Source organism: Bacillus sp. S10(2024), from assembly GCF_050473865.1.
GTDB lineage: Bacteria > Bacillota > Bacilli > Bacillales > Bacillaceae_G > Bacillus_A.
The window spans coordinates 897048-919796 of record NZ_JBFLUR010000002.1; the positions used below are offsets into that span (position 1 = coordinate 897048).

23 protein-coding genes and 8 pseudogenes are annotated in these 22749 nt (G+C 34.7%); 21 read left to right on the forward strand and 10 right to left on the reverse strand.

Annotation, left to right across the window (positions count from 1 at the left end; all coding sequences use genetic code 11):
• Nucleotides 1-93: 93 nt before the first annotated feature.
• Nucleotides 94-810 carry a transcriptional regulator YeiL gene (yeiL, locus tag AB1280_RS04580; protein ID WP_429755013.1) on the forward strand — a complete coding sequence of 239 codons (717 nt, stop codon included), beginning with the start codon at nucleotides 94-96 and terminating at the stop codon, nucleotides 808-810.
• Between the two features lie 251 nt (nucleotides 811-1061).
• Entirely contained in the window at nucleotides 1062-1553 is a 492-nt protein-coding gene (pssA, locus tag AB1280_RS04585; RefSeq protein WP_336474615.1) for a CDP-diacylglycerol--serine O-phosphatidyltransferase, read from the forward strand.
• 254 nt (nucleotides 1554-1807) lie between these two features.
• Here the strand turns inward: pssA and AB1280_RS04590 are convergent, their stop codons facing one another.
• Together AB1280_RS04590 and AB1280_RS04595 are read right to left on the reverse strand one after the other, a co-directional pair.
• Entirely contained in the window at nucleotides 1808-2248 is a 441-nt protein-coding gene (locus AB1280_RS04590; protein WP_429757274.1) for a hypothetical protein, read from the reverse strand.
• A gap of 18 nt (nucleotides 2249-2266) precedes the next feature.
• Complete coding sequence (locus tag AB1280_RS04595; RefSeq protein WP_429755014.1) at nucleotides 2267-2617, reverse strand: ASCH domain-containing protein; 351 nt, start codon at nucleotides 2615-2617, stop codon at nucleotides 2267-2269.
• Nucleotides 2618-2882: 265 nt separating this feature from the next.
• Between AB1280_RS04595 and AB1280_RS04600 the strand changes: the two are divergent.
• The 5 genes and pseudogenes from AB1280_RS04600 to AB1280_RS04620 all read left to right on the forward strand — a co-directional run.
• A pseudogene (locus AB1280_RS04600) lies at nucleotides 2883-2975 on the forward strand (DnaB-like helicase C-terminal domain-containing protein); the annotation flags it as partial.
• Between the two features lie 236 nt (nucleotides 2976-3211).
• On the forward strand, nucleotides 3212-3679 hold the full coding sequence (locus tag AB1280_RS04605; RefSeq protein ID WP_429755015.1) for a VOC family protein: 468 nt from the start codon (nucleotides 3212-3214) through the stop codon (nucleotides 3677-3679).
• A 199-nt stretch (nucleotides 3680-3878) separates the two neighbouring features.
• Nucleotides 3879-4355 (forward strand): hypothetical protein, encoded by a 477-nt coding sequence (locus tag AB1280_RS04610; protein WP_272190109.1) that lies wholly within the window; start codon nucleotides 3879-3881, stop codon nucleotides 4353-4355.
• Between the two features lie 507 nt (nucleotides 4356-4862).
• Nucleotides 4863-5537: pseudogene (locus AB1280_RS04615) on the forward strand (class I SAM-dependent methyltransferase).
• 176 nt (nucleotides 5538-5713) lie between these two features.
• Nucleotides 5714-6420, forward strand: a protein-coding gene (locus AB1280_RS04620; RefSeq protein ID WP_429755016.1) for an IS6 family transposase whose coding sequence is annotated in 2 segments (ribosomal slippage) — nucleotides 5714-6179 and nucleotides 6179-6420 — 708 coding nt in all. Because the reading frame shifts where the segments join, the coding sequence is not laid out codon by codon here.
• Between the two features lie 151 nt (nucleotides 6421-6571).
• Here AB1280_RS04620 and AB1280_RS04625 read toward each other — a convergent pair.
• On the reverse strand, nucleotides 6572-8269 hold the full coding sequence (locus AB1280_RS04625; RefSeq protein ID WP_429757275.1) for an amidohydrolase: 1698 nt from the start codon (nucleotides 8267-8269) through the stop codon (nucleotides 6572-6574).
• A 355-nt stretch (nucleotides 8270-8624) separates the two neighbouring features.
• Nucleotides 8625-9125, reverse strand: a complete 501-nt coding sequence (locus AB1280_RS04630) for a phenolic acid decarboxylase (protein WP_429755017.1) — start codon at nucleotides 9123-9125, stop codon at nucleotides 8625-8627.
• A gap of 216 nt (nucleotides 9126-9341) precedes the next feature.
• Here AB1280_RS04630 and AB1280_RS04635 point away from each other — a divergent pair.
• The 3 genes and pseudogenes from AB1280_RS04635 (at nucleotide 9342) to AB1280_RS04645 (ending at nucleotide 11706) form a co-directional block, all read left to right on the forward strand.
• Nucleotides 9342-9997 (forward strand): annotated as a pseudogene (locus tag AB1280_RS04635) (IS6 family transposase).
• Between the two features lie 247 nt (nucleotides 9998-10244).
• Nucleotides 10245-11108 (forward strand): oxidoreductase, encoded by an 864-nt coding sequence (locus tag AB1280_RS04640; protein ID WP_429755018.1) that lies wholly within the window; start codon nucleotides 10245-10247, stop codon nucleotides 11106-11108.
• Entirely contained in the window at nucleotides 11092-11706 is a 615-nt protein-coding gene (locus tag AB1280_RS04645; protein WP_429755019.1) for a TetR/AcrR family transcriptional regulator, read from the forward strand. The genes AB1280_RS04640 and AB1280_RS04645 overlap by 17 nt, the downstream gene beginning before the upstream one ends.
• Before the next feature lie 310 nt (nucleotides 11707-12016).
• Here the strand turns inward: AB1280_RS04645 and AB1280_RS04650 are convergent, their stop codons facing one another.
• From AB1280_RS04650 to AB1280_RS04665, 4 genes and pseudogenes are all read right to left on the reverse strand, one after another.
• Nucleotides 12017-12595 (reverse strand): PadR family transcriptional regulator, encoded by a 579-nt coding sequence (locus AB1280_RS04650; RefSeq protein ID WP_429755020.1) that lies wholly within the window; start codon nucleotides 12593-12595, stop codon nucleotides 12017-12019.
• 90 nt (nucleotides 12596-12685) lie between these two features.
• Nucleotides 12686-12805 (reverse strand): annotated as a pseudogene (locus AB1280_RS04655) (IS6 family transposase); the annotation flags it as partial.
• A pseudogene (locus tag AB1280_RS04660) lies at nucleotides 12779-12892 on the reverse strand (IS6 family transposase); the annotation flags it as partial. The pseudogenes AB1280_RS04660 and AB1280_RS04655, both read right to left, overlap by 27 nt.
• 153 nt (nucleotides 12893-13045) lie before the next feature.
• A complete protein-coding gene (locus AB1280_RS04665; RefSeq protein ID WP_429755021.1) occupies nucleotides 13046-13942 on the reverse strand; it encodes a LysR family transcriptional regulator in 897 nt (298 codons plus the stop codon).
• 159 nt (nucleotides 13943-14101) lie between these two features.
• Here AB1280_RS04665 and AB1280_RS04670 point away from each other — a divergent pair, with 159 nt between their 5' ends.
• The 6 genes and pseudogenes from AB1280_RS04670 (at nucleotide 14102) to AB1280_RS04695 (ending at nucleotide 18368) form a co-directional block, all read left to right on the forward strand.
• Entirely contained in the window at nucleotides 14102-14863 is a 762-nt protein-coding gene (locus tag AB1280_RS04670; RefSeq protein ID WP_429755022.1) for an SDR family NAD(P)-dependent oxidoreductase, read from the forward strand.
• Between the two features lie 41 nt (nucleotides 14864-14904).
• Entirely contained in the window at nucleotides 14905-15771 is an 867-nt protein-coding gene (locus AB1280_RS04675; RefSeq protein ID WP_429755023.1) for an MBL fold metallo-hydrolase, read from the forward strand.
• A gap of 76 nt (nucleotides 15772-15847) precedes the next feature.
• Nucleotides 15848-15961, forward strand: a pseudogene (locus tag AB1280_RS04680) (IS6 family transposase); the annotation flags it as partial.
• Nucleotides 15935-16054 (forward strand): annotated as a pseudogene (locus tag AB1280_RS04685) (IS6 family transposase); the annotation flags it as partial. The pseudogenes AB1280_RS04680 and AB1280_RS04685, both read left to right, overlap by 27 nt.
• A 289-nt stretch (nucleotides 16055-16343) precedes the next feature.
• Nucleotides 16344-17540 (forward strand): FAD-dependent monooxygenase, encoded by a 1197-nt coding sequence (locus AB1280_RS04690; protein WP_429755024.1) that lies wholly within the window; start codon nucleotides 16344-16346, stop codon nucleotides 17538-17540.
• Between the two features lie 351 nt (nucleotides 17541-17891).
• Nucleotides 17892-18368 (forward strand): GNAT family N-acetyltransferase, encoded by a 477-nt coding sequence (locus AB1280_RS04695; RefSeq protein WP_429755025.1) that lies wholly within the window; start codon nucleotides 17892-17894, stop codon nucleotides 18366-18368.
• A gap of 20 nt (nucleotides 18369-18388) precedes the next feature.
• Here the strand turns inward: AB1280_RS04695 and AB1280_RS04700 are convergent.
• Nucleotides 18389-19013: pseudogene (locus AB1280_RS04700) on the reverse strand (IS4 family transposase); the annotation flags it as partial.
• A gap of 406 nt (nucleotides 19014-19419) precedes the next feature.
• On the opposite strand from AB1280_RS04700, the gene AB1280_RS04705 reads away from it, so the two are divergent.
• On the forward strand, nucleotides 19420-19893 hold the full coding sequence (locus AB1280_RS04705) for a DUF1203 domain-containing protein (protein ID WP_061530420.1): 474 nt from the start codon (nucleotides 19420-19422) through the stop codon (nucleotides 19891-19893).
• Between the two features lie 228 nt (nucleotides 19894-20121).
• Here the strand turns inward: AB1280_RS04705 and AB1280_RS04710 are convergent, their stop codons facing one another.
• Nucleotides 20122-20829 carry an IS6 family transposase gene (locus tag AB1280_RS04710; protein WP_429755026.1) on the reverse strand — a complete coding sequence of 236 codons (708 nt, stop codon included), beginning with the start codon at nucleotides 20827-20829 and terminating at the stop codon, nucleotides 20122-20124.
• A 697-nt stretch (nucleotides 20830-21526) separates the two neighbouring features.
• Here AB1280_RS04710 and AB1280_RS04715 point away from each other — a divergent pair.
• The 4 genes from AB1280_RS04715 (at nucleotide 21527) to AB1280_RS04730 (ending at nucleotide 22515) form a co-directional block, all read left to right on the forward strand.
• On the forward strand, nucleotides 21527-21829 hold the full coding sequence (locus AB1280_RS04715) for a hypothetical protein (protein ID WP_429755027.1): 303 nt from the start codon (nucleotides 21527-21529) through the stop codon (nucleotides 21827-21829).
• A 93-nt stretch (nucleotides 21830-21922) separates the two neighbouring features.
• On the forward strand, nucleotides 21923-22096 hold the full coding sequence (locus AB1280_RS04720; protein WP_429755028.1) for a hypothetical protein: 174 nt from the start codon (nucleotides 21923-21925) through the stop codon (nucleotides 22094-22096).
• A gap of 105 nt (nucleotides 22097-22201) precedes the next feature.
• The gene (locus tag AB1280_RS04725; RefSeq protein ID WP_429755029.1) at nucleotides 22202-22345 is read left to right on the forward strand and encodes a hypothetical protein; all 144 of its coding nucleotides are present in this window, start codon (nucleotides 22202-22204) and stop codon (nucleotides 22343-22345) included.
• Nucleotides 22336-22515: a hypothetical protein gene (locus AB1280_RS04730; protein WP_272190104.1), complete on the forward strand. Its 180-nt coding sequence runs from the start codon at nucleotides 22336-22338 to the stop codon at nucleotides 22513-22515. Before AB1280_RS04725 ends, AB1280_RS04730 begins: the two co-directional genes overlap by 10 nt.
• Nucleotides 22516-22749 lie beyond the last annotated feature (234 nt).

Here is a 22749-nt window from a genome sequence, read left to right on the forward strand (position 1 = left end):
GTTTCCCCCTTGCATTTTTAAAGTTAATTTATCATGATTGAAGTATCGTGTATTATGACATATGTCATAGTGAAGAGGGGATTTGGAGAATTTATGAAAAAAATATATGATTCGAAGAAGTTAGATGAGTATATTCAAAAGAATAATATTGAAGATTTTTTTAGTCATGATATAAAGCCTGTAATGGAGTTATTGTTATTTAAAAAGAATGAATATATATGTAGAGAAAATGAAACGCTTGATTATCTTTATTTTTTTGTAGAGGGAAAATCCAAGGTATATACGACTTTAAGTAACGGTAAGTCGTTATTATTAACTTTTTATAATGGGTTTGAAGTCATAGGAGATGTAGAATTAGTTCGTTCTCAAAAAACGTTTTCTAATGTTCAAGTGATCGAGGACTCATATTGCGTTGGAATTCCATTAGAAAAAATTAGAACGCATTTACTTCAGGATGCAACCTTTTTAAGCTTTATTTGTGATTCTTTAGCATATAAACTTGCTAGACTTGCTCAAAATAGTTCCATTAATTTACTATATCCACTTGAGAATCGATTAGCCAGTTATATTCTTGCGACAGGTGAAAGGGGAGGAGATAAAGAAAAAACGATAATATTTCAAGGGAATTTAACCGAAATATCGGAGTTATTAGGAACAAGCTATCGGCATTTACTGCGAACGTTAAATATTCTTTGTGAAAAAGGAGTGTTAGAGAAGAAGGAGAGTTATTTGGAGGTAATAGACGAGTCTTTACTGCAAGAATTAGCGGCAGATATTTATAAACAAAATCAAATATCTGTTTGTAAGTGAAGTTGTGAGTAGGGTCAGGTGATTTTCATGAATGATGAAAATACGATAAAAAATGAAATAAGCTCGGTCTTCCTTTAGGTAGTTCTGCTTTAATGGCAATAGGTCCGATTTTCCTTAATGTACAGAAAATCGGCTTTTTGCTTGCCGAAATTAGCTTAGCGTACACTAGTCATTTATTTTTTAGAATAGCGGAAGAATATATAGAAAATTCTACATAAATAGGAAGTTTGATTAACCTAGGGGGGACAACTTTGTTCAATTGGATAGTAAAATCTATACCTAATTTATTTACGATTGGAAATTTATTGTGCGGTGTTTTTTCAATTACCTTAAATATGAGCGGCTTTTTGGAAGCGGCCTGCATTTTTATTTTCTTTTCGGCTGTTTTAGATCTTCTTGATGGAAGGATTGCGAGAAAATTAAAAGTGAATAGTGAGTTTGGCGTAGAATTGGATTCCTTAGCTGATATTGTTAGTTTTGGCGTTGCTCCTGCACTTTTGTTTCATTCGATAGCCGCACCATCTATTTTAACTTCTTTGGCATTTATCCTCTTCCCAACGATGGGTGCTTTAAGATTAGCTAAATTTAGTGTTAAACCAACCATTGGGTATTTTATGGGATTACCTATTCCAGCTGCTGGATTACCATTGGCTGTCATGGGATTGTTTTCATATAGTAATGCATGGATTACCTTAATTCTCGCTCTCTTAATGGTAAGTCCAATTAGGTTTAAAAAACTTTAAGAGGAGGTACCGTCTCTTGCCCATTAAGTTAAGATCTCTTAATACCCCCAACGAGAATATTGCCCTATGGGTAACTTGTTTTTTTTTAGGTTGATGGCAATTGGGTAATAGGTCCAAATCGTAAAAGGCTATTCCATTACCTCTTCAAGGTGTAACTACAATAAGGACAAGCCAAAACTGGCTTGTCCTTATTGTAGTTACGCCCGGCGAATTCAAACGGCAATCACACAAAGCCGCTATTCACCCCAGATCTATCACCCTTGCCACAACGCAGGTTTTGTCACCATGAACCATAACATCGCCATTAAAAGAACAATGTAAATCCAAACAGAACGCCGTAACAATCGAATCAAGGTGTCCTTATCTTGGCCCGTTTCGCTGAATTTCCGAATGGTCGGCGAAAAGGCGCGGGCCAGGAAAAATAATGAACTCGCCATGAGAATAAGGGTCATCACTATCCAAGGGGTCTTCCAAGTCCAAGGACCCGCCAGTACAAGCAGAACCCCGGATGCAACCAGCACATGCCCGGCATGCTTGGCCAGCCTGACCGAAAATCGGAATACATCCAGATAAGCCTGCCGCGCGTGGGCCTCTGAAGCCCGCAATTTTTTGATGAGCGGAAGCAATACAAAAAACGGGCCGATGGATAAGATTACACTGAAAATATGTACATATAGAAGCAGTCGATACAACATGTCCATTCTTATATCACATTAACCTTCGATGGGACAGAATTCATGAACCCAAACTCTCATATTTGGCAGCCATGGCATACCAGGGTGAAGAGACAGGATAGATTGCTTATATTCCTCCACATTCGCATAGCCTTCTTGACGGGCATGCTCATCAGTCAATTCGCCAAGTGACTGCGAATAGACCTTCTCCACAACATACCGATGACCTTGAAGCTCCATCACTTCCCCGACATCCGCATATCTCCCGTTGCGGCGAGTAGCCGTTTTCTGTCCTGCAAGCACTTTTTCTATGTCCTCCTGAATCGTGATAAGACGTTCAATCGTACATGTTTTTGGTGGTAAAGCGTTCGTTTCATTTTGGTTTGTCATCTGGGTCACTCTCCTTTTTTTATTTAAGCATAAGTCCACTTTATCATATAAAAAAATTATTCTATATAGCAAGTTTCTACTTAATAGTGATAATAAACTTTCATACAATGTTTATGCGATAAAACACCAATAATGGGAAAAAGCAGCGCTTAGTTTTGGTGCAAAGATCTCAAGATAATAGCAATTAATCGCTGAATTTTGGACATATAGATACTAGTACTCTAAAAAAGGAGGTAATCGGTATGGAAAATCAAAATTTGTTCAAATGTATCAGGAGGATTATTATGATCCGGAGACGGAGAACAAGGATGTTACAGAAATTTATGTGACAAAGCATCGGAATGGACCTGTTGGATAGGTGAAGCTGCGGTTTTTGAAAGAGTATGGAAGGTTTGTGGAAGGAGGGGAAGAAAGCCTACTGATGGTGGTTTCGTTTTATTAGAATACAAGATTTGTATTTTGTATTATTGGTGTGTGTGTCCCTATTACACTACCTCTAAAGATGTATAGAACTTTAATACTTTTAGTGGATTTAATATTGCTTGTAAATTGATATAGTTAATATTCAAGAATAGAGAGTAGGAGGGTAACCATATGATTAAAGGATTGTATGAGGCACACTTACCAGTTAGTAATTTACAAAATTCAATTGAATTTTACCGGAAATTAGGATTGGATCTTGCTTGGTGTGATGAAAATACTGCTTTCTTTTGGATTGAAGAAGGGAAAAGTTGGTTGGGTTTATGGGAAGGAAATGAGTATGAAACTCGATACCACCCTTCCTTACGACATATTGCTTTCCGAGTTTCATATGAAGGTTTAAAGGAAACTTTAAAGTGGCTAGATTCTATTCAAGTTCAAGCTGTCCCATTTGGTAATAGAAAATCTATTGAGCCATTTGTTCGCCCGCATCAAGGGAATGCTTCAGTATATTTCAAGGACCCAGATGGTAACAGTTTAGAGTTAGTATGTTATGTTGAAGTTCCTAATGAATTAAAACATATTACAGATAAGTTGTCCTTCGTAGATTGGGAGGAACGAGTTAACAATACATTTAAGTGAAAGATTGTGTGATAAGCTTATTTTACTAAACGGAGTCACAACACATCACTATCAAGCTTCCATTTTGGAGTATTTGCCTTTTTTAGGTTGATGGTGATTTGATCCCTATTAATTTATGTTGAGAAAATCAATAATTAATTGGTTTTAATTGTATTAATAGTTATATAATGGTATTTTAGGAGGGAAAGGGGATATAAAAATGAAACAATTATTCTATTATTTCTTTGTTAGTATACTAGTTTTTAGTTTGATTGGTTGTTCTTTAAATACTTCAAAAACAACTGAAACAAATAATACTAAACAGACAAAAAACGATTTGATGATATTTAAAGACAATGAAATAGAAAATATACAATTATTAAAATGGCAAAACGAAAATAATAAATTAACAACCACTAAATCTCAAACTTCAAACGAATCTTTAATTAAAGATATTGTTAAAACAATAAAAGATGGTTCACCAACTAAATTTCATTTAGATGAAAAGGAAAAAAAATCTTTAAACGCAGAAATGGAAGTTAATTTTAAAAACGGTTCAAAAGAAACTCTCTCAGTTTTAATTAATGATAAAAATGAAATTTCTGTAATAAAAGAATCTGGTGAAGGTTATAGGCTTAAAAATGATGCTCCTAAGTTAGTTGTCAATTTCTTTTTAACAGAAGAAGTAAATTTATAGTAATAACAAAGGTACCAAAATAGGTACCTTTGTTTATATATTTTTTATTAAGGGGGTACCGCCACATCACAATCAAGCTAAGAAAAGCAATTAGCCCCAAAACGAAATTTTTTTATCTTTTATATCCCTACATTCTCATTTTTATTTAATGAGAATGCAGAGATACTCGATTTGTAATATTACCGCAACAATCGTAAAGATAATTCTGAAAATTAAAAATAAAATTCTAATTCTAAGGGTATTTCCGGTTGTTTGATTGGATTTTGAGAAAGAGTAAGGTAAATACTTTTAAAACAATATAAAACGAAAATTAGGTACCTTTATGCATGTTAAACTAGCATAAATAAGAATACATGGGGAATTTCAACTCGTTTGAATTTAAAGTGTTTTTAACTCCGATGAAACATGAATCATTCTAATTATTGGTAAAATTAGAATGTAAGATTCAAGTGGAAAGAAGGGGTTAATGCGAAAGAAACAATTAGTAGTTATGAAGATTTATTGAATATGTTAGACTCATTATTGCGCGAACCAACTTAATTTTGGGATGATTTTTATTCTAATCGTGAAAAAGAGATTCCTTTTTTCACGAATAAACCGGATGAGAACTTAGTTAGTTATTTTGAAAAAAAATTACTTAATCCAGGAAAAGTTCTTGAGTTTGGATGCGGCCCAGGCAGGAATGCAATTTACTTTGCTGAAAACGGATGCTTAGTTGATGCAGTAGATTTATCACAGGAATCAATTCAATGGGCAACAGAACGATCAAAAGAAAAAAATGTAAATGTGAATTTTATTCATGACAATATCTTTGATCTACAAATTGAAAAAGGTACATACGATATTGTGTATGATTCAGGATGTTTTCATCATATTGCTCCACACAGAAGAATGAGTTACATAAACTTAGTAAAAAAGGCTTTAAAACCAGGTGGTTATTTTGCAATCACTTGTTTTGTTCAAGGTGGAGAATTAGGTGGAGCAGACATAACAGATTGGGAAGTATACAGACTACGGAGTCTTAAAGGAGGACTAGGCTTTACAGATGAAAAGTTAAGAACTATCTTTAAAGACTTCTCTGAGATAGAAATGCGTAGGATGAAGGGAATTAAACAATCAAATGAAGTATTTGGTGTACCTGCGTTATGGACAGCCTTATTTAGGAACAACCTTACTGAGTAGTAAAAAGAATGATGTTTTCTTAAACGAATTGTATATATTTCTGTTAATAAAGACTATGTGAACGAAGAAAATCTTCAAAATACATTAAATATTGATGGAATAGTAGGTTCTGGTGCAAAAAATCTATAAAACTTGGACATACTGATATTATTAATCTTCAAAAGGACGTGATCAGTATGAAAAAGCAAAATTTATTTAAGTGGAAACATTATCAATCTGATATGATTATATTAACAGTCAGATGGTACCTACGGTACAGCCTAAGCTTCCGTGATTTGGTGGAAATGATGGAAGAACGAGGCTTATCTGTTTCTCACACAACCATTATGCGGTGGGTACATCAATATGGGCCTGAGTTAGATAAACGAATTCGGCGCTATCTTAAACAAACGAATGACTCCTGGAGAGTCGATGAAACATATATCAAAGTAAAAGGGCAATGGATGTATCTATATCGTGCAGTAGATTCCAAAGGAAACACCATTGATTTTTATCTCAATGAAACAAGAGACACAAAGGCTGCAAAGCGCTTCTTCAAGAAAGCTTTGCGGTCTTTTCATGTTTCACAACCTCGTGTGATAACTATTGATAAGAATCCCGCCTATCCTGTAGCAATTGAAGAGTTGGAGGATGAAAAAAGATGCCTGTGGGCATCCAAATAATGCAAGTGAAATATCTTAATAACATCGTGGAACAAGATTATCGTTTTATCAAGAAACGAGTTCGTTCTATGTTAGGACTGAAATCACTTCGTACAGCCACTTTCATTTTAAGTAACGTCGAAGCTATGCATATGATAAGAAAAGGGCAACTTCACCAAAGGGTGAGGTCTGCCCGAAATGAAGCTGAATTCATTCATAAATTGTTTGGATTAGCTGTTTAACCTCTCCGTTAACAGAATATTGCCGTTCTATGTTTCTAGTAAAATATTCTTGCACCAGAAACATAAAAACCTAAGCTACCTATTTCTTGAAAAAACAAGTAATCGTAGCCTAGGTTTTTATTATTTATGCCCAATTACTTCTCTCTTAGATTTATTGGAAATCTGGATGACGATACGTTTCTTTCCCTTCCAAAAGAGTAAGTAAAATTTTTGTTTTATGAATATCTTGTTCTGGAATTTCAAACAAATTTTTATCTAGTACGACAAAGTCTGCTTTCTTTCCAACTTTAATAGAGCCGGTTTCTTTTTCTAAAAAGTTTGCATAGGCTCCATTTATTGTATAACTCTTAATCATATCCTCTAAGCTTACTTTTTCTTTAGGATTTAGAACATGTTCTGGATTTGTATCTTGTAAATCTGTACGAGTTATTCCCATTTGAATGCCAGCTAATGGGGAAAAATATTCTCCCTGTGTAATTGGATAATCACTGGCAGACGCCATCACTACGCCTTCTCTTACAAAGCTTTGCATAGGATATTGTTTATTTGCACGCTCTTCTCCTAACAAATCAACAGCTTGTGAAAAATATGCTCCATTTTTGAGAAACCATGTTGGTTGCGGTACTCCAATGATTCCCAAGTCTTTAAAACGTTTGAAATCACTTTCTTCAACTAATTGTAAGTGTGTAATCTTATGACGACTATCACGTTTTCCGTTCTGTTGCTGAGCAGATGCGAGGGCATCTAATGTTTCTGTTGTTGCGGCATCCCCTATAGAATGAACGTGAATTTGAAACTTTTCTTGATCTAAAGTCTGAATCATATGTGCATATGATTCCTTATCCCACACAGGAACGCCATAATAATTTGTTTTATTGTTGTATGGTTCATGCAAAAAGGCTGTCCCTCCTTCAAGCACACCATCCATAAATAATTTAACAGTATTCATTTTCACCAGTGGACCTTGTAACTTTGCACGCTGTTCCTTTAAATACGGAATACGACTTTCACCTTCACTTGGCTGAACAGATAATGAAAGGTTATGTCGAACAGATAATGCTTGTTCCTTTTCAAGCATTGTTAAAGCCTCAATAACAGTATCCTGTTGCGGGACAACTACATCATTCACTTGTGTGTATCCATTACTTGCCGCCAACTCCTGGAAAACTGCTAAAGCTTCTTTATATTGTTCAGTATTAAACTTTGGTAATTTGTCTAATACAAGATTTGTTGCTGTATCACGAAGCGTACCAGACGGTTCACCCTTTTCATCACGTTCAATTACCCCTCCCTCCGGGTTTGGCGTATCTTTTGTAATCCCTGCTATTTCAAGTGCTTTAGAGTTTACCCAAATCGAATGATAATCCTCTGAAATTAAAGCAACAGGAATATCATTTACAACAGCATCTAAAGATTCTTTTGTTGGACCTTTCGATGGAAAAAGGGTATTACTCCAACCAGCACCATGTATAACGTTTGCATCACTATGTTCTTTTGCATATTTTTCTACCATTTGGATATATTCTTCAATTGTTCTAACATTTATCAAGTTAACAGAATAAAGAGAGTTAACTGTTTCAGAAGCGTGAAGGTGACTATCAACAAATCCTGGAAGTAACATTTTCCCTTTTAAGTCAATCACTTTTGTGTTCTTTCCTTCATATTTCTTTGCACCTTTTGTATCACCAACATAAATGATTTTTCCTTTAGCAATCGCAACAGCTTCTGCCCAAGGCTGTTTTGCTTCTACCGTATAGACTTTCCCATTTATAAAAATGGTGTCAGCTATCTTTCTGAGGTGTTCCTGTTGTTTATTTACTGGTACAAATCCTGCTAGCATACAAACCATAGTCAGACTAATTAAAAGAACGATCAACTTTCTCAATGTATGCCCCCCTAATTCTCTGTTATTTAATTATTTTTATAAACCTCAATATTACAACTACTTAAATTATCAATAATGCCTTGAAATAACCTTTTTATTAAGATTGAGTTGAACAATCAATAAATTAACATTCGAATATTTATATAATCTGTAATCTAATCAATGTAAGTTTTCTTCGAAATATGTTAGTTAAGTGTATTCCTTCGTATTATTGAATTTTTAAAATAATCAATCTATTAGCCAAACCAGAGGCAGTCCTTATAAGGACTGTCTTCTGGTTAATTTTTAGTTGGTTGACTTCCAAAAATACCATATCAAATTAAAAAGTTAATTTTCCTGCACGGATATCATTAGTCATACCTTCATAAGGATCTTGAGATATAACTTTTTCATTGTTGATTCCTTCATTTTTGAAAAAAGTGATATCAGCGAACTCAGGGACAACATATTTAGGATAAGTCTCATATTTTAAACGGGATTCTTCCATTACATTAATAAAGTCATTTTGGTAACAAACTGTAATTTCTGGATGTTCATGTACCCATTTAGGGAAGAAGATGACCCCATGTATCCTTTTGTCATTTGGCATGAAATTTAGGGAAACATCAGTACCAGTAGGCTCAGTCCATGAAACTTTATAGACTCCATCAGCGATTTTTACAATATCAGCTTTTTGGTCACGAACCCAGCGACCTCCAACCATCCCACTATGAATACGATAGTCAACAGTATCCTCATTTTTTATATAAAATTCATATTCCCAACCATTTTCATAAGTATAAATGAAATGGCTTCCTAAAAATTCGTTAAGTTCTTTCATAATAGATCACTCCTTAAAATTAATTCAACATTAAACATGTAATTAATTACATGTTACATCTTACATGTTTTAATATAATCCCGCGATATAATTATGTCAAGATATGGTTATTGTTCAAAAACTTGGTTTTAGTGCGAAAATTTCAGGATAATTGCAATAAATCTACAAATCTTGGACATACTGATACTACTAATCTAAAGAAGGCGCGTGATTGGTATGGAAATGGAAAATGTATTCAAATGGAAGCATTATCAGCCTGATATTATTTTGTTAACGGTACAGCCTCAGTTTTCATGATTTAGTGGAAATGATGGAGGAACGGGGCTTATCCATTTCCCATACAACGATTATGCGTTGGGTTCATCAGTACGGTCCTGAATTGGACAAACGAATCCGACGTCATCTTAAGACAAGAAATGATTCCTGGAGAGTCGATGAGACATATATCAAATTAAAAGGTCAATGGATGTACCTGTATCATGCTGTTGATTCGAAAGGAAATACAATTGATTTTTACCTAAGCAAAACAAGAGACCAGAAGGCTGCAAAACGCTTTTTCAAGAAGGCCTTGCAGTCTTTTTATGTTTCAAAACCTTGTGTTATAACAGTCGATAAAAATCCAGCTTATCCTATAGCAATTGAACAGTTGAAAAATAAGTATACTTGGTGGTATGCGACTTAGACAATAAAAGTACTTGAATAACATAGTAGAAGAAGATCATCGCTTTATAAAGAAGCGATGATCTTCTTTTATGCTAGAGTTCAAATGTTTTGCCACAGCTATATCCATTCTTTCTGGAGTAGAAGCCATACATATGATTAAAAAAGAACGGGTTGATTTATGGGACCAGTCTGTCCAAAATCAGAAATAATTCATCCATCAATTGTTTGGACTTACAGCATAAGATACGATTCCGTTAGGAATCTATGCGCTTTATTATCTTTTATTCTCTTTTTGTACTAGAACTAATTATTTGAATTCCGTTTTCATCCTCAACGTAAAAACCGATGTGTGAAAACCTTTCTATGGAATTTTTAGTAAATAAAGTATACAATAATAAACGTTTAGTTTATTATATAGTTATCAGTAAAAATTCCTAAAAAATGGAGGTATGCACATTGGAAAAGGAAAACATTGTATATAATAGGGTCTGGTTCATTACTGGGGCTTCAAAAGGATTTGGACGTGCATTAGTTGAGGCAGCACTTGAACAAGGTGATATGGTAGTAGCTACAGCACGTAAACCAGAAATTTTAGAACAATCTTTTCAAGATAATAATCATTTATTAATCCTGCCTTTAGACGTAACAAATTCTTATCAAATCCAAGAATCAGTTGAAAAAGCCATTGAAAAATTTGGGCATATTGATATTTTAGTCAATAATGCCGGGTACGGACTGTTAGGCGCAGTGGAAGAAGCGAACTCGGAGGAAGTAAAACAAGTATTTTCTACTAATGTTTTTGGTTTGCATGCTGTAACACAGGCTGTCTTACCCCACCTTCGATCCCAAAGGTCCGGTCATATTATCAATATCTCTTCAGTTGGTGGATTTTCAGGTTCTATAGGATGGGGAATCTATAATTCCACTAAATTTGCAGTGGAAGGATTATCGGAAGCGTTATCGTTAGAAGTGAAACCTTTAGGTATTCACGTTACCATTGTCGAACCAGGAATGTTTCGTACCGATTTTCTTGCAGGTTCTATGCGTTCAGTTAATACAGTCATTAAAGATTATACAAATACTTCAGGACAAACACGAGAAACGGCTAATAAAAGTAACGGTAATCAGCCTGGTGATCCTAAAAAGGCCGCTTCAGCTATCTTGAAGGTTGTTGCAGCTGATGATCCACCACTAAGACTTGTTTTGGGGCCTGATTCCCTAAAACGAATAAAAACAAAACTTGAACAAGTCAAAACAGATTTAAATAATTGGCAAACTGTCACATTAAGCACAAATATAGAGGATGAACAAATTGGTTAATCATGAGGTAAAACAGTCAAATTCTGAGCATAAGCGAGGAAGACCCCGCAGCAATAAAGTAAGTGAGCGCATTCTAAAAGCTACTATCGAACTTTTGTTTGAAGAAGGACTTCGGAAAACAACAGTTGATGAGATTTCTGCCCGTGCTGAGGTTAGCAAAGCAACTATTTATAAATGGTGGCCAAACAAGAATGTAGTTTCAATAGATGCTTTTCTATTTAAAATGGAAGCAGAGGTTAAAATACCTGATACTGGATCTGTACGTGAAGATTTTTTACAACAGTTACTTTCAGTTATACGATTTTATAAAAGTCCTATTGGTAAGGTGTTTACCCAACTCATTGCTGAAAGTCAATACGATCCTCATATAGCTACCATATTTCGCGAACGGTTCCTAGTCAATCGACAAAATGCTGTGCAAGTTATGTTGCAGAGGGGATTTGATCGTAACGAGATTCGAAACGATATAGACTCTAAAATTATTATTGATTTAATTTATGGACCTATGATATATCGACTTCTTACAGAGCATGCACCTTTGGACGACAACCTTGCAAAATCGATTGTTGATGTGGTGATAAAAGGGATAGGAGTATAAGCTTTATATTTAGATAAAACACACCGTTTGATGCTTCGAGCGGTGTGTTTTATTTAGTTACCATTAATTAACAATTAATTAACGTAAACGATACAAATAATTTTTTAAAAATGATAGATATACTTTTTATATAAACTATTCGTTTAGTTTATATAATGGTTATTTACTCATGGGTAAGGGATTTGATCCTACATAGAACCTGCAAGCAATGCCCCTACAAATGAGAAAATTCTGTTATATTACAAGGAGGATGGACAATAATGCAGGCTATAAGAAAATGTATCAGTTAAATTGAATTAGCCGATAAGTCCTATTTAAAAGGATTCTCGGCTTTTTTGTTTTTTATAATATCTAAACTTTTATTTAACCAACAAATGTAATTTTCTTCGCGTGAAATGGCTTTTGTCAGAACAAAGTAGTGACCTAATTCTTCAGTATCTAAATATAGAGGATTCTTCTCCACTCCAAAATGAAAAGAGAACTGTTCTTTTAGAAAGAATAATTTTTCGGTTCTGAGTTTTAATTGATTATTAAATAACACTGGAATTTCTTCCTTAGGGATATCTTTTAAAAAATATAATCGTAATGCGAAGATATCCTTTTCGGTTCCCACATTATTATCTAGTTCCAGCAACCAATTCTGAAGTTCTTCTTTTCCTTTTGTTGTAAGGCTGTACATTTTTTTCTCAAGTTTGACCCCTGCCATTTCTATATATTGAGAAATCAAATCTTCGTCTAATAATTTTTTTAACTCAACATAGATTTGGCTATGCTTTGCACTCCAGAACTGCCCAATCGCTTTTTTAAATTCGGATGTAATATCATATCCACTCATATCTTCTTTACTTAATAACCCTAAAATTGCATATTTTAGTATTCTGCGGTTCACACTATAACCTCCGTTTATAATATCTTGGGTTCTGTTGCAAAAATAGAATAAAAGATAATAAAGCGCATAGATTCCTAACGGAATCGTATCTTATGCTGTAAGTTCAAACAATTGATGGATGAATTCTTTCTGATTTTGAACAGACTGGTCCCGTAAATTAACCTGTTCTTTTTTAATCATATGCATGGCTTCTAATCCAAAAAGAAAACTAAGGTTGTACCGTAGGTACCATCTTACTGTTAACAAAATAATATCGGGCTGATAATGCTTCCACTTAAATACATTTTCCTTTTCCATACCAATCACGCACCTTCTTTAGATTAGTAGTATCAGTATGTCCAAGATTTGTAGATCTATTGCAATTCTCCTAAAATTTTTGCGCTAAAACCAAGTTTTTGCACCAGAACCAGATTAGTTGAGCATAAGTATACTAATTTAGTAAAAGTAATTTTATTTTTTTTCCCATCCACCAGCATTTCGTAAAAATTGAATAGCGAAATTACGAAAGCTATTCACAACAAATGAGCTTTTCCGATCTTTCATCCATGCAATGCCAACTGTTTGAAAGCTAACAGGATTTGTAATCCTCAACATACTAGTCTTATCTAAATAGGAATCTAGAAATGAGTATTTGGGGAAGAATGAAATTCCCGCACCTTCATTCACAAGCTGTAATATAATCGACAAGTCATCACCCTCAAAAGCAATATTTGGTGTAAAGCCTGCTTCCAGGAAGAGTCGTTCTGCTGTCGTTCGCATACTTTGTCCTTTTTCACAGCAAATAAATCGTTCGTCTTTTGCTTCAATTAAAGAGATCCTTTTTCTATGGGCAAAAGGATGATTTTTAGGAACAATTAAAAACATCTCTTCTTCAAACAAGGGTATCCAAGTAATTCGATGATCTACTATCGGATTTGGCACAATCATTAAATCAAGTGTGCCCTCTAATAATCTTTGTAGAGCAGAAGCATCTTGCAATGCAAATTGTTGAATCTTGATATTAGGACGCTTTTTATAAAAACTAGAAAATAATGAAGGTAATAACTTAGAATTCATCACATTGATAGTCAAGCTATCCTCTCGAATATTTGCCAAATCTTGAATTTCCTCTTTTGCATCATTTAAATCTTTTAAAGCTTTTTCTACTTTTTTATAAAAAATATGTCCATATAGATTTAATCTAATTGATTTTCCTTTTCGGTCAAAGAGGGGGACCCCGATATCTTCTTCCAAACGTCTAATGGTCTTACTTAATGAAGATTGAGAAATCTGTAATTCCATTGCTGCCTTTGACATATGTTCAAGACGACCGACAGTTAAAAAATATTGAAGTTGAGTTATTTGCATGAATAAATCCTCTCTTTATTCCTTTTAAGGAATAACGTAAGTCTTATCTTGATATTGTACACGTTTGCAAAAAGAATTAACATATGAATGTAAATAATTTGTCATAAGTTAGACAAAAAAAATAAAAAATAGTGAACAAAAAGTAGGAGAGAAAGGACTATGCAAATAAATAAAGATTTTGAAAATCGTGTTGTATTAATTACGGGTGGGGTTACAGGTATTGGACGAGCTACTGCCATCGCATTTGCAAAACGTGGAGCAAACATTGTCATTGGCGATATCGATGAACGTGCTGAAGAAACTGTGGAATTAGCAAAAAAAGAAGGTGTGCAAGCTTTATTTAAGAAAACAAATGTGGTAGATGCTGAAAGTGTACAAGCTTTAGTAGACTTTACAATTGAAAAATTTGGTCGTTTAGACCATGCATTTAATAATGCAGGTGTTCTTCCAAAAACAAAAGAATTTACTGCGATGACAGATGAGGATTTTGATCTTACAGTCGACGTCGATTTAAAAGGTGTATTTTATACGATGCGCTCCGAATTAAAATATTTCGAAATATTAGGTAAAGGTACGATTGTCAATACGGCCTCCGTTGCGGGTTTAGTAGCGGACCAAGGTATGGCGCCATATGTTGCAGCAAAACATGGTGTTGTTGGTTTAACGAAAGCAGCAGGAATTGAATATATCGGAAAAGGTATTCGTGTCAATGCGATTGCACCGGGATTAGTAGAAACAGCGATGACAAAAAGTTGGTTAGATGATCCTAAAATAAAAGAGGTCGTTCTTGCACAAACACCAATTGGTCGTCCTGCAAAACCAGAAGAAATCGCCAGCATGGTAGTTTTCTTATCATCAGATGAAGCATCATTCACAGCTGGTCAAGTATTCACAATAGATGCTGGTCAAACAGCTCATTAACAACCACATTTATAATATTAATAGAAAGAGGGCGTATTATCATGTCATCAAATAAGTTGCAAACCAAAGTTTTTATTAGTAGCGATCAACACGGCGGTTTCGGAGTAACATCTACTATTATTTATGGTCCGACTGAAGCGTTACTCTTTGATGCCCAATTCAGCCGCTCGAACGCACTTCGTTTAGTAGCAGAAATTCTTGAAACGGGACGAGAACTTAAACAAATCTTTATTAGTCATTTTCATCCGGATCACTACCTAGGTTTGGGTATTATTAAAGAAGTATTTCCAGAAGCACGTGTAATGGCATATAAAGAAGTAGCGGAAGAAGCCAACGAAGCATTTAGTTTCAAAATTGACTACTGGGGAACTGAAATTTTAGGCAATAATGGATCAAAAATTGTTGTAAACATAGAACGCATAGATGAACCACATCTTACAGTGGATGGAGAGAAAGTAGAAATCCTCGGTCTTATGCGAGGCGATGCTGATCATGTAGCAGCTTTATGGATTCCATCAATAAAAACTTTAGTTGCAAGTGATTTAGTCTTTTCTGACGCACATGTGTGGGTAGCGGATGCTCGATTCCCAGAAGATAGACAAGCTTGGCTTGATAATCTTGATAAATTAGAAGCATTGAAACCTGAGGTTATCATACCTGGACATGCTCCAAATGACAAGCCCTACAATCCAAATGGTATCCAATTTACACGCCGTTACCTAAAAGATTTCATGCATCACCTAAAAGAATCAAATGATTCTACTGATTTAATCGAAAGAATGGAAAAGCTCTATCCTGGGGCTTCAGTTCATATTTGTTTAGAATTGAGCGCTAAAATTTTGAGGGACAGATACCGCTGGGAAGGAGATTGGCCTTATTCACTCCGTGATACTGATTCTGTATTCTAATATTGGTTCTGGTGCAAGAAGTCTATAAAACTTGGATATACTGATACTACTAATCTAAAGAAGGTGCGTGATTGGTATGGAAAAGGAAAATGTATTCAAATGGAAGCATTATCAGCCTAATATTATTTTGTTAACGGTAAGATGGTACCTACGGTACAACCTTAGTTTTCTTTCTGGAGTAGAAGCCATGCATATGATTAAAAAAAAACAGGTTGATTTACGGAACCAGTCTGTCCAAAATCAGAAAGAATTCATCTATCAATTGTTTGGACTTGCAGCATAAGATACGATTCCGTTAGAAATCTATGCGTTTTATTATCTTTTATTCTATTTTTGCACCAGAACCTTATTTTTTACCATTTATTAACAATTAATTAACGTAAACGATACAAATAATTTTAAAAAAATGATAGGCATACTTTTTATAAATAATTAAATTATATAAATTAATCTTTTAGTTTATATATATAATTATTCACTCATGAGTAATGGCTTTAATCCTACATAGAACCTGCAAGCAATACCCCTACAAATGGGAAAATTCTGTTACATTACAAGGAGGATGGAGAATTATGCAGACTGTAAAACGAGCTCTCGTAGTAGGAGCTGGAATTGGTGGGTTAACTGCAGCGGCGGCGCTTGCCCAACGAGGTATCGAAACTACTGTCATTGAGAAAAAGCCAAAATTAGGAGCATTAGGCGTGGGAATCAATCAGCCGGGTAATGCCCTTCGCGCTTTAAAAAAAATTGGAGTGCTCGAAGAGTGTTTGGAGCACGGATTTCAATTTGATCGGTGGGTGTTTGCCGATCAGCATGGAAAAACGATCGTTGAGGTACCTTCCCTAATGGGAGAAGACGGTATTCCAGCGAGTTCTGCACTTCCTAGGCCTGTTCTGGCAGAGATATTAGCCAGAGCTGCAGAAAGAGCTGGGGCCAAGTTAAAGTTCGATATAACTGTGGAGGGTGTTACTCAGGATCCCGATATAGCTCATGTAACTTTTTGCGATGGAAGTATAGAGGAGTACGATATCGTAGTGGGATTTGATGGAATACGTTCTCAAATCCGTCAGGATACTTTTGGTCCGTCCTATAATCCAGTACACACAGGCTTTTCTGTTTGGCGAATACCTCTAGAACGGCATAGCGATATCAAATGTGCCACAATGTTTCAAGGTATGGGAACCAAAGCGGGCATATTTCCTCTTACAGACAAGACGATGTACTTGCTTATTAATACCCCTGAACCAGGAAATCCTCGGTTTGAAAAAAATCGTTTTGACGAACTGCTAAAAGACCGTTTATCACAATACACAGGATTAGTAGGGGAGATTAGAGAAAATATCTCAGGACCAGGAGACATTATTTATGCTCCTACAGAAGAAGTGTTTCTCCCATCGTGGTATAAGGGACGGGTCATTGTACTGGGTGATGCTGCCCATGCTTGTGCTCCACATGGAACACAAGGGGCAGCAATGGCCATTGAAGACGCTGTTGTACTTTCGGAGATTCTTTCAATGGGTGATCCTTTATCCGATGCATTGGACATGTTCATGAATCAACGTTACCCAAGATGTAAATTCGTTCAGGATATCTCGCGAGAAACCCTATTTCGTGAGATGGACACGATGGATCAGGTAGCCTTAGAAAGACGAAAACTTCATATGTTAAAAAATCTTAGAAATGAAATGCAATCGCTAGATACATTTTTGAACCAACCACCATTAAATCTGGTACCACCATTAAATCTGGTTGGATCGTCCTCTGTATAAATTCAGAAAATCTTTTAAGTTACCAGGTCTGTGTAGCAATGGAAGCAAATCACGCAATAAGGGTTCTGGTACAAAAAATCTATCAAACTTGGACATACTGATATTATCAATCTACAAAAGGACGTGATCAGTATGAAAAAGCAAAATTTATTTAAGTGGGAACATTATCAAGCTGAATTCATTCGTAAATTGTTTGGATTAGCTGTTTAACCTCTCAGTTAACAGAACATTGCAGTTCTATATTTCTGGTAAAGTAATTTTTCACCAGAATCCATCAGCTTGACTTAAACGAAATAACAACTAAAATTATCCATATTGGCTTTATAACACTTCAGAAAGCGAGTTGGAACTATGAATCTTCACATTTGTGAAGTAACAGCAAATAATTGGCGTTCAGTCGCTGCTTTAGACGTAGCAAAGGAGCAGCAACAATTTATTGAGAATAATGCGTTTTCTTTAGCAGAATCTTTATTTGAAGAAAACGGAACATCAGTAGGCTTATATGATGGAAAGACACTTGTTGGATATGCAATGTATGGTTGGTATTCAACAAAAGATGACAGCGTATGGTTAGATCGTTTTATGATTGATTACCATTTCCAAGGAAACGGGTATGCAAAACGTTTTCTCCGCCTGCTAATCCAGTATTTACAACAAAAATTTCAATGCAAAAAGATTTATTTAAGTCTTCATCCTGAAAACAAACTAGCAATGAAACTATATGAGTCTTTCGGTTTTCACTTAACTGGTGATATAGACGAGGAGGGGCCTGTTGTTGGTGTTGTCATGGAATTACTTATAGATGAAAGAATAAGCCTGCTAAATTAGCAGGCTTATTTTACGCACTCGCCTAAATCACGAATACATACATCTCCTGCTCTTAAGGTAGCTAAGCACTCTGTACCAAATGTTTTGTCATTATTTTTTCCTGTTCCTATTTGAAAATTTAACAATTGTCCACTATGTAGGTCATATTTTAATCGGATTTTTATTCCAGTTTTCGGGAACGTCTTCCAATTTTCAGGAGTGTATTCCAGATTTAGGATATACATTCTCTAAAGTATTTGGCACTTGGAACACAGTGGCATCTAGGGTACGAATGCATTTAAAATAAAAAAGTTGATTAGAGATTTGGGTTTGTTCACATATTTTTTGTTGTAACAATAAAGAAAAAATATGTTGTAAAAACAAAACTGCCTTTGTATTTAAACGTTTATTTAAGTCCTCAGGGCTAAGAAGAGTACCCGTGGCGTGGCTGCATGAAATCTACTACATAATCGGACTAAGATATCGCTTGCCACTCATTGACTAATCCAAATATAAATTGTAGCTAAATCTGAGCCAGAAAACTTACGTTTTCGTTTTATAAATCTAATTTTTCTTGTCAGTTCTTCTAAAAATACAGGTGTCATGGATGTATCGTTTTAATTCTTTCACAAATGCTTGTAATTCATCTTGAATCGAGAGATTCATAAAAAACGTCATCCTTTCTTATCTAGCTTGTTTAGAAAGAATAACGTTTTTTGTACTTAAGAATTTTATAACACCCCAAAATAAAAAATATATATTTTTAGAACGTACTACAACTTCTGTTTGGCTACTAAAGTATCTAAAAAACAAGGTCAACGCCAGCTCTGAAACTGGGTTTAACCGATAAACGATTTACTTTAAACAATATTAATAAACTGGGCACTCATCCTCTTTTAAAAAGGATGAGTTTTTTAGAGGTTCCTATGGAATTTTATGTTAAACTTACTATGAAGATTATGAAAATTCATTCTTCAATAAACGGGCAGGATTATTGAACAAGTTTTATGAACTTTAGTGGTAGCATCATTAGTGAAATGCTTTATAACAACTAATTAAGGAGGGGTAGAATATGAGAAATAGCTTTCAAATCGTTGCGTTACAAGAGAAGGAGTTTAATAACCTATTTCTAATGAATGAAGAAGCATTAAAAAGTATCGGGGCAGTCAAAATAATAGCAAATAAAAATCCTGGATATCCTTGCAGGATAAGTTTGAAGGATGCAGAGGTAGGAGAAGAGGTAATCTTACTGAATTACCAATATCATAGTGTGAATTCGCCTTATAAAGCAAGTGGTCCTATATTTATACGAAAGGGAGCAACTACCGCTAAGCTAGATGTAAATGAAATTCCGCTTATGTTACATCATAGGTACCTATCTATACGCGGCTACAATGCTGACTCAATGATTGTAGAAGCAAGGGTTACAGAAGGTGTAAATTTAAGAGAAAATATAGATGAAATTTTTGATAATAAAGAAGTAGAATATATTCACATTCTTAACGCTAAACCAGGATGCTATAACTGCCTTGTTAATAGAGTGTGAAAAAATTGAAAATGAAAACTTCTATTATCCTATAAGGGGTACCACCAATTGCTATCAGGCTACTTCAACAAACCCTCCCCTAAAATGCAAAAATACGCTATTCTTTTTGTAGAATCATAGGAAAGGATGGCGTTTTTGTATGTCTATTTCTGTATCTGATGAATTACGGTTCTGGTGCAAAAAAATAATAAATAGTAAAAAAGTTCACATTCCTATCGAAATCTTTCCTTATGCCGTTAATCCAAACAGTTGATGGATAAAGCGATTCTGATTTTGGACAGACTGATTCTGTAGATTAATTTGTTCCTTTTTAATCATGTACATCGCTTCTACACCACGTAAGATAGACACGGCCGTTTGGTACGATTTGAACCCTAACATAGAACGCACGCGCTTCTTAATAAAACGATGATCTTGTTCTACAATGTTATTTAGATATTTGACTTGTCTCATTTGGATGCCTTCCGGCATCTTTTTTATTTCCTTCAGTTTTTCAATGGCGATTGGATAAGCTGGATTTTTATCAACGGTAATTACACGAGGTTTAGAAACATGAAAAGATCGCAAAGCTTTCTGGAAGAATCGCTTTGCAGCCTTATGATTTCTAAATTTACTCAAATAAAAGTCAATCGTGTTTCCTTCAGAATCAACGGCACGATATAAATACATCCATTCTCCCTTTACCTTTATATATGTTTCATCCACTCTCCATGAGTCGTTCGTTTGTTTAAGATGGCGGCGGATTCGTTTATCCAATTCAGGTCCATATTGATGGACCCAACGCATAATTGTTGTATGAGCCAAGGATAATCCCCGTTCCTCCATCATTTCCACCAAATCTCGAAAACTGAGGTTGTACCGCAGGTACCAACGTACTGTTAATAAAATTATATCTTGTTGGTAATGCTTCCATTTAAACAATTTTTCCTTTTCCATACTGATCACACACCTTTTTTAGAGTAATAGTATCAGTATGTCCAAGTTTTAGAGATTGTTTGTAATTGACCTGATGTTTTTGCGCCAGAACCTTTTGAAGAAAGTTGCGCCGTTTTTATCAAAGAATTTTAAATGAGATGTGTTGAATAATAAAAGTAAGGATAGTTTGATATATAGTGTAAAAATAAGGAGTTGAAAGAGGGGATTAATGTGGCATTGATAGTTCCGAAATGCATCTACTGTAAGGAAGATATTAAAAGGACGAACAAGCATTAGTGATCGTATCCTATCCTAAGAGAAAAGGATTTACAGAAATTAAAGCCTATTTAAATTTAGAGGGGAAATTTATTTGCGAAAACTGTAAAGACAAACTTAATATATAATCAGGGCTGTTTTTAATGATTTTCTTATTGAAATTATTAATCTTTTTTATAAAAAGTTCATGTATAAACAATACTCCCTCTATATTTTGTGCAATCTTTGTTCAAAAAGTATAGGGGTTGTTTATGATGGAATCAATGTTATAAACTACTTTTTAATCAAAATTTAATCAAACTTTACTCAAACCCAACACTTCGCCTTTGTCCTTGCTACCTATAATGTTACGTTATGTTAACCTCACATGAATATCCTATTCATCCAAATTTGCACAAAATTGTCCTTGATAATGGTACAATTAGGATAACGGAGGAATATTATGGGATATCTTAATGAACTTTATGTAATACTGTTTTTGATAATTGGCACTGGAATACTTGCAATTATCAAAGCTGATTCACCAAAAATCAGGAAAAAAAAACTATCATTTGTAATAATCTGTTTAGGGATAAATATACTCGCAATTCCAATGGCTTTTTTTATAGGTGGAATGGCAACAGCTCCCCCAGACAGTACTGAACTTGACTTTTGGGGAGGGTTTCTCTTTATTCAGGCAATACCGCTCCTTATATTAATAATAGGAATCTTAAAATGGCTTATTGAAAGAGGAAAAAATAAATGAGCTTATAAATAGAATTGCTTTATAATATGTATAGTTGCACAAAATCGAGAAGTCAACATAAACAGCAGCATTTATAAATTTCGCAGAAAACAAATGGCACAAGCTTTCGAGGAAGACAACCCGGAATTATTTAATCAGAATGCATCATATAAGCTTGTATTAGAGGAATTGGACAACGTTTCTAAGCAATTGACAACGCTACTATACAACCAAACGTTATTTATGCAGGAAATACAGGAATTGAAAAAAGGTAGGGTGACGATATGAAAAAGAAATACATGATCACAGGCATAGTGTTTTGCGTGGCCGCGGGTTTTGCAGCAACAAACACAGTTTTAGGCAAGTATAAATAGCAGAAAGCACGAGTCAAATATGAACAACAGCAACGTGAACAAAGAACAACCGAAACAGGATTATGAAGATAAAACGCCAAACGAAAAAACAACAAAAGAGCAGCGCGACAAAATAAACGCTTACTATGAGCAATTTGCGAAAGAAGGGGATATATGGAAATGAGGGGTGACGATATGAAAAATAAGTATGTGATCATCGGCATAGCGTTTTGCGTGATCACAGGTTTCGTAGCAACAAACATAATTGTAAATAAATACTGTCAGCAGCAGGGCGAACCAACACAAGATGGTTTACACAATTGGCATAAAACAAAAGATCAGTATTGTGAATGATCGTTATGTGGTCTCGCCACATCGCTATCAAGCTGACAAAACAAAATACCCCCCTAAAATGAAAAAATACGCTATTCTTTCTGTAGAATTATAGGGAAGGATAACTTTTTTTCATTTTAGGGATACAATTTCGCTTTAGTTAAATGGTGATGGGTGATCTCCTAACAAAAAATTAGTTTAGTATTTTTTAATCGTATTAAGTATATAACTATTTTAATACCATAAAAGAGTATT

Bases quoted from the DNA above. Each gene is read 5' to 3' on its own strand.
- AB1280_RS04595 (WP_429755014.1), bottom strand. From the start codon at position 2,617: ATGACAAACCAAAATGAAACGAACGCTTTACCACCAAAAACATGTACG.
- AB1280_RS04730 (WP_272190104.1), top strand. From the start codon at position 22,336: ATGGAAATGAGGGGTGACGATATGAAAAATAAGTATGTGATCATCGGC.
- AB1280_RS04705 (WP_061530420.1), top strand. From the start codon at position 19,420: ATGAGAAATAGCTTTCAAATCGTTGCGTTACAAGAGAAGGAGTTTAAT.
- AB1280_RS04665 (WP_429755021.1), bottom strand. From the start codon at position 13,942: ATGCAAATAACTCAACTTCAATATTTTTTAACTGTCGGTCGTCTTGAA.
- AB1280_RS04690 (WP_429755024.1), top strand. From the start codon at position 16,344: ATGCAGACTGTAAAACGAGCTCTCGTAGTAGGAGCTGGAATTGGTGGG.
- AB1280_RS04725 (WP_429755029.1), top strand. From the start codon at position 22,202: ATGAACAACAGCAACGTGAACAAAGAACAACCGAAACAGGATTATGAA.
- AB1280_RS04715 (WP_429755027.1), top strand. From the start codon at position 21,527: ATGGGATATCTTAATGAACTTTATGTAATACTGTTTTTGATAATTGGC.
- AB1280_RS04710 (WP_429755026.1), bottom strand. From the start codon at position 20,829: ATGGAAAAGGAAAAATTGTTTAAATGGAAGCATTACCAACAAGATATA.
- yeiL (WP_429755013.1), top strand. From the start codon at position 94: ATGAAAAAAATATATGATTCGAAGAAGTTAGATGAGTATATTCAAAAG.
- AB1280_RS04720 (WP_429755028.1), top strand. From the start codon at position 21,923: ATGGCACAAGCTTTCGAGGAAGACAACCCGGAATTATTTAATCAGAAT.
- AB1280_RS04695 (WP_429755025.1), top strand. From the start codon at position 17,892: ATGAATCTTCACATTTGTGAAGTAACAGCAAATAATTGGCGTTCAGTC.
- AB1280_RS04590 (WP_429757274.1), bottom strand. From the start codon at position 2,248: ATGTTGTATCGACTGCTTCTATATGTACATATTTTCAGTGTAATCTTA.
- AB1280_RS04645 (WP_429755019.1), top strand. From the start codon at position 11,092: ATGAACAAATTGGTTAATCATGAGGTAAAACAGTCAAATTCTGAGCAT.
- AB1280_RS04625 (WP_429757275.1), bottom strand. From the start codon at position 8,269: ATGGTTTGTATGCTAGCAGGATTTGTACCAGTAAATAAACAACAGGAA.
- AB1280_RS04605 (WP_429755015.1), top strand. From the start codon at position 3,212: ATGATTAAAGGATTGTATGAGGCACACTTACCAGTTAGTAATTTACAA.
- AB1280_RS04610 (WP_272190109.1), top strand. From the start codon at position 3,879: ATGAAACAATTATTCTATTATTTCTTTGTTAGTATACTAGTTTTTAGT.
- AB1280_RS04675 (WP_429755023.1), top strand. From the start codon at position 14,905: ATGTCATCAAATAAGTTGCAAACCAAAGTTTTTATTAGTAGCGATCAA.
- AB1280_RS04670 (WP_429755022.1), top strand. From the start codon at position 14,102: ATGCAAATAAATAAAGATTTTGAAAATCGTGTTGTATTAATTACGGGT.
- AB1280_RS04630 (WP_429755017.1), bottom strand. From the start codon at position 9,125: ATGAAAGAACTTAACGAATTTTTAGGAAGCCATTTCATTTATACTTAT.